Raw genomic sequence first — 12,107 nt, forward strand, 5'->3', positions numbered from 1 at the left:
CCTACCGTGTAAATATGTTTAATTAAATAATTTATACTTATTTAAATATATTTTTACTTTTGGGGTCGCCTGCAATTGCCCTCCACGCTACATCCCCCCCCCCACGGCTTAGGCATTGGGTGTCCGGCATGTGACAGGCGCTTCGCCGATCGAATCGACAATGCAGCAAAGAAGCCGCCGCGAATGTAAATTCGGGCAGCTTCTTCGTCTAGTCATTCATCGCGGTTGTCTCATCCGGTCATTGCAGAATCAAACTCGCAATGGCGGAGAGGTCTACGATATCGATCAAGCCGTCATGATTGAGGTCCATCTTGCTGTATTGGCTCCAGTCCGGATCGCCGGCCTTCTTGCCGTATGCGGAGGCGGCCATGGCAAGGTCGCCAATGGAGTAGCGTCCGTCGTTATTCAGATCGCCGGAAGGCTGATCTACGATTCGGAGCGTATGGCCGGCAGCGGCAAGCTCTACTTCTTTACCTTCGCCGTTGGCCAGCTCGGCTTGCGCGAGCTGAATGCCGGTGCTTGCAGCCGGACGGAGCGGTTTCCATTCCAGCTTTAACAACGCGCCTTCGGCCGTTACGGCATTGTCCGATCCTTTGCTGGCCAGCAGGATCCGGACTTTGCCGGCGGTATCCTCGTTCACGCCGATGACGTCAATCGCATCGTCGAGCGATGTCGCCGTAACGAATTGCAGCTTCTCCGGATCGTAGGTAAAGGTTAAGTCCTGCGCCAGAATACCGTTGTCGGCTTTCACTTTCGTTAATCCGTAGGTAAGCTCGAATGGGTGTCCGGTAAATACTTGCGCGGGACCGGACAAGGCAACGGCCGGGACGTCGGCATGACCCGTTTTGCCGGTCAAGGTCAGTTCGCCGAACACGGACGGATCCATGTAGCCAGTTCCGGTCGCGTCGTTCCATGCCGCGATGCTTTGGCGGATGCCGTCTTTGGCGTCATTGATCTGGACGTCGAACCCCAGCTTCTTGCCATCGGCCGGCGATAGGGAAGTCAGCGGGATTTTGACCTCCACCGTGTAATTCGTGCCCGATTTCTGAACAGCCGAGAAGAAGCCATCCGCGATGCTCGCCGGATTGAACGAAATCTCGTTGTCGAAATTGACCCGGTATTGCCCGTCATCTTCCTGATAAGACGATGTCTTGGCATTGTTCGGATCCACGAAAATCTCCACGGAGTCCTGTTCCCACGCATTGACGTTCGTCTTATCCAACTGCGTGTCTTTCACTTGCACCAGAACATACAGGTTCTGATCGTCCCATAAAGCTTTGGCTGTTCCGGCTGCCCCCTGCCAGGCCGTCTGATAGCGGTTAACCGGCATCGGCTGCGCTTGGCTCCAAGCCTCGTCGACAGCCCCGTCGACGACCGGCTTGGCGAAGACCGCCGTCCCTTGATTGGCGCTGCCCGATGTCGGCGGATGCTCCTCGATGAACTTGGCCGGATCGATCACGCCGTAATAAGCCGGTTTGGCTTGCAGATCCTTATCGAACAGCAGCGGATTGTTCGCCGACCTCCAGCTCGTAGCATCCGTCAATCCCCAGAAGGTGACGCGGGCAATATGCTCCGCGTGTTCGCCATATAGCTGGAACAGCTGCGCGTACAAATACGCCTGATCGATCGCTTGCTCCTCCGTCAGAACCCCATCGCTGCCAGCTTGAATATCCAGCTCGGTGACGCTCACTTCAACGCCCAAGGAAATGAATTTCTCCAGCGACAGCTTCACGTTGTTCGGATTCGTATTCACGCTATAATGCGCCTGCATGCCGATCCCATCGACCAGCCGCTTGCCCGGGTGCGTCAGCGCATATTTCTCGTTGAGCTCCTTCACCATGCTGTAGATCGCTTGCGCTTTGTTCTGATTGTCATCATTGTAATCGTTATAATACAGCTTGATGTCCCATTCCGGGTGCGCATCGAGTACCTCCCGCGCCGCCAGGAATGCTTGCTCGACATAGTCTTCGCCGATCGCCTTATACCAATCGGATTGGCGCAGCGCCGCTTTCCAATTGGATGGATTCGACGGATTGTCGTTCATCGCTTCGTTCACCACATCCCACGAGATGAGTCGATCGCCGTAATGCTCCATGACGGTCTTAATATGCGTCCGCATGTTGGCTAGCGCTTCTTCGCGGCTAAGCGGAGAACCATTCGCCGTATTCATCCATGCCGGCGTCTGCTGATGCCAGACCAGCACGTGACCGTGTACGCTTAAGCCTTGCGCCAGCGCGCCGTCGACGAGTTGATCCGACCACGTAAAGTTGCCCTTCGTCGGTTGGGTCGCATCTGGCTTCATCGCATTCTCCGCCGTAATGACATTGTGGTGGTGCTTGAGCAGCTCGAGCTTCACCCCGCTTAGGTCAGCCGCGGAAGCGACATTGCCGATCAGAAAATCAGGTTGATACGCCTCCTTGATCGGTTTCAGGTCCTTCTGGATGGCGATTGGAGCGGATCCGCGTTCCAACCGGATATCGTCGATGTAGAAGGAAGCGGCGGCGGCGCTTGAGCTCTCCACATAGATCGTCGCGAACCCGTCGCCTAGACTGGTGTAGCGGTAGGTTCCTTCGAGCAGCACCCATCCGTCGCCTTGGCTAATCGTTTTGCCCTGCAAGCTATTGTAGCTGGCGCCGCTGCCTTGGCCGATCTGCGTCGAGAGCTGGAGCTGCGAGCTCGCCGGAGAGATCAGCTTCACCCAGGCCGAAATTTTGTATTCATAGCCTTGCTCCACGAATGTCTCCACGCGCAGCGCGGGACCGTTCCACGTCTGCGTCCGGCCCTCTACCTTCAGCGCGTAAGAACCGCCTTCCGTGTGGTTGGCTTCATTCGTTACCGTCAACGTCTCCGTCCCCGCCCGACCGGCAAAGCCGCCTGTCGTTTGGTTCTCGAAGTTGATCGCGTCGAATGATACGGCGGAAGCCTCGGCAACCTCTACATCATGCGTAACCGAAGTAGGCTTGGCGATGCTCCTGCCGCTCGCAGCCGACGCCGCCGATTCCGCAATTGGCGCAACCCAAACAGCCGGGATGAGCAAGGCTGCAGCGAGCAATCGCGAGATCGTTTGCTTGAATGTTCTTCTCATTTCTTTCTCCTCCTTCTATATGCAAGCGAGACAACCTTCTTCTTCTTGAACGCTTCTAATCGAGGATTTTGGCTGCCACATCGGACAGATCGACAATATCGATTTTGCCGTCGTTGTTCATATCGACCCGCTTGGCTGCCGCCCAATCCGCGCTGCTGGTATCCTTACCGTAATGGGTCGCGACCATCGCCAGATCGCCTACGGAATAGCGTCCGTCTTGGTTCGCGTCTGCCGACGTTTCCGGACTGCCTACCGTAATGCGCTTGCTGCTAAGCGCGGCCTCGATCTCGGTTCCCGCTGCCGTTACGCCGAGCTCGGCCCGGGTAACCGCGATCGTGCCCGTCGTATCGTGGATGCCCGCCTTCACCTTGAAGGTTACCTTCAGCGCCGGCGTACTAGCCCCGGATACGCCGCCAATATTCGCGGCGATCAATCTGACCTGGCCGTCCGTCTCCGAGTCCTCGCCCGCGATCTGAACCTTGTCGTTCGCGCCGGTCGCGCTGACGTATTCGAATACGTCGGCGTCGTACGACAAGGTGATGTCTTCGGCATATACAGTTTGTATCATCGCATCCAGACTTAAGGACACCGCTAAGCTTGCGCCGGGTTTCACCGTGCTCGGCGCCGACAGCGAAACGGAAGGCGCTTGCGGCTGAACGGGCGGCCAGATCGGATCCGCGGTCGAGCTGCTCGTCGTCAGGTAAATCCGGTCGATCGACAGTCCGTCCTCCCGGCCCCAGAAGTTCAGCTCGTGCTCGCCGGGCGTGAGCGTCAGGGCTGCGCCTCCGAATATGCCCCCGTCGGCGCCGCTAATATTGGCCCATTTGAACTGACCGCCGCTTACGCCGTGAATCCCGTTGGACGTGAAACGGTAGGCGTTATCCACGCCGACATGGACGGAGTCGCCGGAATAATCCGCGCTCTTGGCCAGCAGCCAGACGTTATAGGCGCCTGCCGCCGGCACGTTGATTTTGTAGCTGAGCTTGGAGCCGGAAGCGAGCGTGGCGGCGTCCGTTCCCGTCATCGCGAAGCCCGTATCCGGTCCGAACTGCATCGCTTTCGTCGCCTGTCCGTCGGTCTGCGACCAGGCGTGCCCTTCGATCGCACCCTGCACCGACGCCGTCTCGGCTTCGATCGCCACGACGGAGCTGTCGTCGAGGTTCGCTCCTTTCAGCTTGTCATCGAGGTTGAAATAATCGAAATCGACATAACCGCCCGTCGTCTTGGTCGCGTAATTGAACAAAGCAAAACGGTAGCCCATAAAATGCGGCAGCGTATACGACATTTGGAGCGTGCTGCCAATGGAGGCCCAACGCTCGCCGTCCAGACTGTAATAGAAATTGGCTTTATCCGTCCGATTCTTAAAATCATTCTCGACCCTTAAATACACGATGTTCTGAGACAGCGGTACGTTCGATACTTCATCCGCGGAGCTCGAATTGCCTTTGACCATCACGATGGATTTGGACGTACCGGTCATCTTCACGCCAACGAAACCGTAATTCTGCTGGAAAGCCGCAATCCCGGCAGCATCCCCGTCTTTCATCTGGCTGACGTCGATCGCGATCGTCCCCGAACTTTCGGGTCCGAACGTTCGCTGCGTAAGCGTATTGCGGGCATTCAGAATACTCGTGCTCGTCCTTCCGGTCGTCAATCTGAGATACCCTGGTCGATCGGTGAGCGACCAATGGCGATTGTCCGGATTATGGTTCCATTGCCACACGCCCGCAAGATGGGAGCCGTTGCCGTCATTCTCGCCGCTAGCGGTCTCCGTATGATAGGCATGGATTTGCTTCTCGCGTTGATCGAAGCTGTCGGATGCGACCCACGCTCTGGACAACTCGGCAGGAATGCCCGTGTCATTGACATCGCCGAACACCGGCCAACCATCCCCGCTCCATGTCATCGGCACCACGTAAGGAATACGTCCCACGGAACCATAATCCTGGAACAGCATGCCGTACCATTTGCCGTCGGGCGTCTGAACGATTCCGCCCTGCGCTACGCCGGCGCCATTCGATTGGCTGCCCGACTTCAAAGCGACTCTCCCTTCATAGCTGCCGTCGATTCGATCCGCCCGATGGACAAGTTCCGTGCGGATTCCCCCTGCCGGCCAGGAGATATTGAAGATGTAGTATTTTCCGTTGATTTTGTGAATGTGCGAGCCTTCTGCCCCTAGACCGCCCGTTCCTCCGGGAGCGCTCGCATTTTGAATAATCGTCTTATTCATCCCGCCGGGCTTAATCGCGGTGGCATCCGCGGTCAATTCAATGACCTTGATCGATCCGCCGCCATATACCATGTAGACGCGTCCATCATCATCAAACAGCAGCGACATGTCATGATACACCCCGCCGGCAAGTTCATGCTTCTCCCATGGGCCATGCTCGATATCGGCCGTCTGTAAGATGAACGTTTTCCCGATATCGTTGGAAGCAAACGCGATATAAAATTTGCCCTTATGATACCGGAGGCTGCTTGCCCAAGAACCTTGCCCGTACATGTTCTGGCCATTGGAGAGCGTCTGTTTGTCGCCGTCCGCGAGAATGTCGTACACGTAATTGACGATTTCCCAATTCACGAGATCCTTGGATTTCATAATCGGAACGCCCGGATTCATATGCATCGTCGTGCTGCTCATGTAATACGCATCATTGACCCGGATCACGGAAACATCCGGCACATCCGCCCATATAATCGGATTCTTGGCGGCGGTTCCGTCCGCATAGGTTGTTCCGACGGGCAGGACACCTAGCGCGCACACGATGGCTAATAGGAGCACCATCCATTTTCTTTTCGGCATATTTTCGTGATCCTCCCCGATTTGGCAATGCGAGATGGGGGAACAAGCCGTCCCCCATCGATGAAGACAAAGCCAGCAGGCTGTTGGCCGATCGAGCCATATTCTTGTTCAACCAACAGCCGGCCCAATGCATGACCTATTGGAGAATCTTGGTTGCCACGAACGCCAGATCGACAATATCGACTTTGCCGTCGCGGTTCATATCCGCCTTCTTGGCCGTCGTCCAATCCGCGCTGCCGGCATCCTTGCCGTAATGGTTCGCCACCAACGCTAGGTCGCCTACGGAATAGCGTCCGTCTTGATTCAAGTCCGCGGACGCTTCCTTCACGACCGCTGCCTTGAAGGTATTTACCGCGCTATTCAGGGTAGTTACGGCGCTATCGACTTCAGCCTGCGTCGCGCTGCCGTTGTCTCTGACAGCCTTCGCCGCGTTAATGGCTGCTTGAAGCGCTTCTTTGGCGGCTTGCGGGTATTGCCCCGGCTGCGTGCCGACGACTGCGGCGTCGTAGAGACTTTGCGCATTCGCGATTGCCGTCGTCAATGCCGTCTTATCGACGACTACGTCCGCGCTGCCAACCGCAATGCGCTTGCTGCTAAGACCAGCCTCGATCTCGGTTCCAGCGGCCGTCACGCCAAGCGCTGCCCGGGTAACCGCAATCGTTCCCGTCGTATCTTGGATCCCGTCCTTCACCTTGAAGGTTACATTCAGTATCGGCGTGCTGGCGCCGGATACTCCGCCGATATTCGCGGCGATAAGTCTGACTTGGCCAGCCGTTCCCTTGTCTTCGCCCGCGATCTGAACCTTGTCGTTCGCGCCTGTGGCGCTTACGTATTCGAATACGTCGGGATCATAAGTCAGCGTGATGTCCTCGGCGTATACATTTTGTATCATTGCATCCAGACTTAAGGACACCGCTACGCTTGCGCCGGGTTTCACCGTGCTCGGCGCCGACAGCGAAGCGGTAGGCTCTTGCGGCTCAACAGGCGGCCAGATCGGATCCGCGGTCGAGCTGCTCGTCGTCAGATAGATGCGGTCGATCGCTAGTCCGTCTTCCCTGCCCCAGAAGTTCAGCTCGTGCTCACCGGCGGCGAGCGTCAGGGCAGCGCCTCCGAAGATGCCCCCGGCGGCCCCGCTTATATTGGCCCACTTGAATTGACCGGCGCTTACGCCGTGAATGCCGTTTGCGGTGAAGCGATAAGCGTTGTCCACGCCGACGTGGACGGAGTCGCCGGAATAATCGGCGCTCTTCGCCAGCAGCCAGACATTGTAGTTTCCTGCCGCCGGTACGTTGATGTTGTAAGTCATCTTGGAGCCGGAAGCGAGCGAAGCCGCATCCGTTCCGGTCATCGTGAAGCCCGTGTCCGGCCCGAACAGCATCGCTTTCGTAGACTGTCCATTCGCCTGCGACCAGGTATGGCTTTCGATCGTGCCTGCCACAGCTCCGGTCTCCGCCTCGATCGCCACGAAGGAAGGCGCGTTGACCGTAACCGTTATCGGAACCGATGCCGCTTCGCCCAACTCGCCCTTGAAGCTCGCGGTGATGTGCGCCATACCGCTGGATTTTGCCGTTATCGTTCCGTTCGATACCTCGGCCACATCCGGATTTGTGCTGCTGTAGGCGGCTTTATTCGTGACATTCTCCGTATGTCCGTCCATATACTCCGCGGTTACGTTGAAGGAAGCCGTTCTGCCGGCCTCCAGCGCGAAGGACGCGTTATCGACGGTTATCCGTTTCACCGTAAGCTCGCTGTTCAGATCTTTGACGAGCATATGGAGGGTATCGCTCTTCCCGCCATAACTGACGTTAATGCTTGTAGCCCCATAGCCGATGCCGGTTACGGTTCCCCCTTGGATGCTTACGATTCCGTTTTGCGCCGGCGTCGCGACAGCCTTAGCGGTCACGTCTTCGCTTGTTCCGTCGGCATATACGGCGGTCACCTTCAAGATTGCTTTATTCGTGCCGGTTACGATATCGATTTTCTGCTTATCGATTGTGGCGTTAACCGCGGCAAGTTCATGTGCCGTTAGCTTCTGCCCGAACTGCCAATAGTCGATCTTGAAGAGATGGCCTGCCGCCGTTCCTCTGTAGACCATATACAGATCATGCACGCCGGTCGCGCCGGATACGCTAGCCGTTTTTGTCTGCCAGCTGTCGTCGCCCCCGGTGTTCGCGATCGGCAGCATCCCGATCAATGGACCGTCGGGGCTATCGAGTCGCAGCTCGATCTTGCCGCCATTGGAACCGCTTGCAACATGAGCCGTGAAGGTCCCGGCGCCTACCGAACCGAAGTCCACCTTGGAAACAGCCGTCCAGTCCCCATCGTTCGTGCTCGTAACAGCGAGATTGACGGGCTCCACCATTCCCCCGGGCTCCGTCGTTCTTTCCGTGGCGATGCCGCCGTTCCAGCCGATTGTTTCCGCCTCGACTCTCGCATAAGGGTCAACATGGCCCACCTGCGGAACACCCGCGTAATCGCCGGTAATATTCTGGATAACGCCGCTTGCATCGAAGCTCACTTGATTGACGTGCGCGTTGCGATAGCCATGCGGCTGGCCGCCCATTTGAGGGAAGGTCCCGCTCTCGGCCATCGCTTTGGCCAAGGTTTGAGCATGGTAGGTGATGTACCACTGGTCTTTGAATTCGAATAAGGCATGATGGTTGTTGCCTCCGACGCCGAAGAATACGCCCGGGTTTGGCAGGATGGTTTTGACGTATTTGAACGGCCCCATCGGATTATCGCTGACCATATAAGCAATCGTTCCGGTCGGAAAATCCGCCGGATGCGTACCCGAGAAGTTTATGCAATAGGAGTAATAGTATTTGCCGTTATACTTGTTGATGCCGGAATCCTCGAACAGCCATGGCGGGTTGATCGGCTTCGCGGAACCGCCGCTTGCGGCCAGATCGAGGCTGATCATATCCGCCCCAAGTTTCGCCACTCGCGCCGTTCCCGGATCGGCCTCCTTTCCGTTCGGCACGCCGCCGCCAAAGTAAAGATATCCGCTCCCATCGTCGTCCACCAGCACCGCCGGGTCGAAGAGCCACGTCACGTCGCTAGCTCCCGGCGTGCTTCTGCTCACCAGGGGCTTGCCGATCGGATCGGTGAACGGCCCGATCGGGCTGTCCGCCGTGAGTACGCCAATGCCGTTGGCGCTGTCGGCGAAATAAAGGAAGAACTTCTCTTTGCCGTTAATCGTCTTGTGCGCGGCCGCCGGCGCCCAGGAGTTGTTGGCCCATCGGGCCGCGCCCTGCGGGCCGGCGACGGGAATCTCGCCATGATCCGTCCAGTTCACCATATCGGCGGATGAGATCACGGTAATCTTATTGATTCTGCCATAGGTGTTATCCTTGACGGTGCCGTCGGCGTTGTACTCGAAGATGTCGTTGGTCATATAAATGTATACGCGTCCGTTATAAACCATCGCAGATGGATCGGCGCCGAACTTATGCGATAGCAGCGGATTGCCTTTTCCGGGCATCTTGCCTATCGCCGGCGTAATTGCCGCTTCCGCGGCCGTTACCTTGACCGCAGCCGGGCTTGATACGGATGCAAGCGTGAGAGCCGTAGCCGCAGTCAACGTCGCCGCCATGAGCTTTTTCCATTTTTTCATCGTATACCCTCCACTTTTCGTCAGTTCACTAGATATTGCCATGACTTGCACTTATAGAACTGCCCAATTGCTTGTGCGTGGATGATCACCTCCTTCATGAATCCATGCTGGTTGAATTGAATTGCTTGTAAGCGCTAACAATCAGAAGCGCATTGAGATGATCTTAATGCAATCCTCTGCTGTTTTCGATGCAATTTCTTAGGAGAAACGTTAAACATTTTACGGGCTTTCACGGACCCGAAAATAGCTTGAAAGGCGCGATTTTACTGGGTTTTGTCGAACTCCCACCGCATTTTCGTCACCTATTTTCATTTTGATGGCACTCCTGATTTGAATACAACGTTCATGTTTTTACATGTCCTCACCAACATTTACCTTTTCCTGATTTTACCGTGCGCTTCTGATCCCACACGTGGGGATTGGACGAATCGGTGGCGGCCTGCAAGCTCCGCATGCTCGTCTTAGATCGCATAAAAAAATCCACGAACCGCCTAAAAAATTGCACTTTTTCAGTCAAGCGTTATGGTGCGCCTGTATGCTCCGAGTAAGATAAAAAAGCCGCCCGCGAAAGAAAACATCGGGGCAGCATTTTCGTGTTTCCATTCTCCACGAACAAAAAACCGCCTGTTTTCGAATGATTCGAAAACAAGCGGTTTTTGTCTCCTGCCCCTTACTCTTTCACGCTGCCAAGCTGCATGCCGTGCACGAAATACTTTTGCAGGAACGGATAGACGAGCAGGATCGGCAAGGACGCGACGATCGTGATCGAAGCCCGGATCGACATCGGCGTGACCATGTTTCTCGCCGCTCCGGGGTCCGCGCCGCTGGAGACGGCCGCACTGCTGTTGGAGAGCATCGACGAGGACAGCAGCTTCATCAGCTCATACTGCAGGGTACTCAGCTCTTGCTTGGAGGACGCATACAGGAACGTATCGAACCAGGAGTTCCATTGGCCCACCGCGACGAACAGAGCGACCGTTGCAAGCACCGGCTGGCATAACGGCAGAATAATGGAGATAAAGGTTCGGAAGTCGCCGGCGCCGTCGATTTTGGCCGACTCGATCAGTCCCTCCGGCAGCGTCTGGATATAGGTCCGGATGACGATCATGTTGAACGCGCTGATCAGCCCGGGGATGATGTACACCAGGAAGTTGTTCAGGAGATGCAGATCCCGGATCAGAAAATACGACGGAATCAAGCCCGCATTAAAGTACATCGTCATGACGACCACGATCGTGATCGGCTTGCGGAAGACGTATTCCTTGCGGCTGATCGCATAAGCCAGCATGGACGTCAGGAACAGACTGAGCACCGTCGCAAGGACGGTTCGCGCCACCGAAATCCAGAACGCGTGATAGATCGTGCCGCCCGCGAAGACGGCTTTGTAGTTCTGATCCGTCCACACGCGAGGCAGCAGGTAAATCCCGCCTCGGATCGTGTCGTTCCCCGCATTCAAGGAGATCGCGAGCGTATTCAAAAACGGATACAACGTCACGATCGCGATGCAGATCATGAAGATGGAATTGAGCGTGTGGAAGACAACCGGCTCCAGCTTGAGCGATCTCGTTCTCATGGGTGTGCCCTCCTCATATCAGTCTGTCCTCGCCAAAGCGCTTGGCGATCGTGTTGGCCGCGAAAATGAGCGTAATGCTGACCACGGTCTTGAAGATGCCGGCAGCCGTAGCCAGCGAGTAGTTGCCGATCTGCAGCCCGTACTTTAGCACGAATATATCGATCGTCTGCGACCAGTCCACCACCACGCCGTTGCCGAGCAGATATTGCACCTCGAAGCCAGCGTCCAAAATCCAGCCGAGGTTCATGATCAGGAGGATGATGACGATGGACTTGATCCCCGGCAGCGTCACGTACCACATCTTCTGATAGCGGTTCGCGCCGTCGATCTCGGCGGCCTCGTAGAGCGACGGGTCGATCGACGTGATGGCGGCGAGATAGATGATCGCGTTCCAGCCGACTTCCTTCCACACATGAGAGGCGCCGACGATTCCCCAGAAGTACTTCGGCTCGCTCAGCCACATGATCGGCTCGTTGATGAATCCGAGCTTCATGAGGAGAACGTTTACGATGCCGCTATCGACCGACAGCGAATTCGCGACAATGCCGGTGACGATAATCCACGACAGGAAATGCGGTAAGTAGGAGATCGTCTGAATGCTCCGCTTGAACAACTTTTGCTTGATCTCGTTGAGCAATATCGCGAAGACAATCGCCGTCACGAAGCCGAGCACCATGTTAATGACGCTCATGCCGATCGTATTGCGCAGCACCATCAAGAACGTATCGTCGCTGAACAGAAATTTAAAATGCTTGAATCCCACCCATTCCTGCTGATCGAACGATCTGGCCGGCTTGTAGTTCTGGAAGGCCATCGTCCAGCCCCAGATCGGATAATACGAGAAAACGAATACATATAACAGTATAGGCAGCGACATCAGCATGAGCTGCTTTTGACCGCTCATCCGCTTCCACAAGGACGATTTCGGCACGACTTGCGGCGCTGCTTGTTTCGATGGAATCATTTCCGGGGAACCCGCCATCGCACTCTCCTCCTATCTTTCATCTCTCTCTTATGCGCTTGCCGAAACTGC

At 56.2% G+C, this 12,107-nt stretch carries 5 protein-coding genes; all 5 read right to left on the bottom strand.

What is annotated here, in order from left to right:
- Nucleotides 1-238 precede the first annotated feature (238 nt).
- The gene (locus ACFSKT_RS06450) at nt 239-3,085 is read right to left on the bottom strand and encodes an endo-1,4-beta-xylanase (RefSeq protein ID WP_377716694.1); all 2,847 of its coding nucleotides are present in this window, start codon (nt 3,083-3,085) and stop codon (nt 239-241) included.
- Between the two features lie 55 nt (nt 3,086-3,140).
- A complete protein-coding gene (locus ACFSKT_RS06455) occupies nt 3,141-5,888 on the bottom strand; it encodes a family 43 glycosylhydrolase (protein ID WP_377716696.1) in 2,748 nt (915 codons plus the stop codon).
- A 136-nt stretch (nt 5,889-6,024) separates the two neighbouring features.
- Nucleotides 6,025-9,501 (bottom strand): carbohydrate-binding protein, encoded by a 3,477-nt coding sequence (locus ACFSKT_RS06460; RefSeq protein WP_377716698.1) that lies wholly within the window; start codon nt 9,499-9,501, stop codon nt 6,025-6,027.
- Nucleotides 9,502-10,171: 670 nt separating this feature from the next.
- Nucleotides 10,172-11,074, bottom strand: a complete 903-nt coding sequence (locus tag ACFSKT_RS06465; RefSeq protein WP_377716700.1) for a carbohydrate ABC transporter permease — start codon at nt 11,072-11,074, stop codon at nt 10,172-10,174.
- A gap of 13 nt (nt 11,075-11,087) precedes the next feature.
- Nucleotides 11,088-12,056 carry an ABC transporter permease gene (locus ACFSKT_RS06470; RefSeq protein WP_377716702.1) on the bottom strand — a complete coding sequence of 323 codons (969 nt, stop codon included), beginning with the start codon at nt 12,054-12,056 and terminating at the stop codon, nt 11,088-11,090.
- Between the last annotated feature and the right edge of the window lie 51 nt (nt 12,057-12,107).

The sequence above is a fragment of the Paenibacillus xanthanilyticus genome (genome assembly GCF_042682185.1).
Taxonomy (GTDB): domain Bacteria; phylum Bacillota; class Bacilli; order Paenibacillales; family Paenibacillaceae; genus Paenibacillus_Z; species Paenibacillus_Z xanthanilyticus.

Coding starts and splice junctions, on each gene's coding strand:
- ACFSKT_RS06450 (WP_377716694.1), bottom strand. CDS start 3,085: ATGAGAAGAACATTCAAGCAAACGATCTCGCGATTGCTCGCTGCAGCC.
- ACFSKT_RS06455 (WP_377716696.1), bottom strand. CDS start 5,888: ATGCCGAAAAGAAAATGGATGGTGCTCCTATTAGCCATCGTGTGCGCG.
- ACFSKT_RS06460 (WP_377716698.1), bottom strand. CDS start 9,501: ATGAAAAAATGGAAAAAGCTCATGGCGGCGACGTTGACTGCGGCTACG.
- ACFSKT_RS06465 (WP_377716700.1), bottom strand. CDS start 11,074: ATGAGAACGAGATCGCTCAAGCTGGAGCCGGTTGTCTTCCACACGCTC.
- ACFSKT_RS06470 (WP_377716702.1), bottom strand. CDS start 12,056: ATGGCGGGTTCCCCGGAAATGATTCCATCGAAACAAGCAGCGCCGCAA.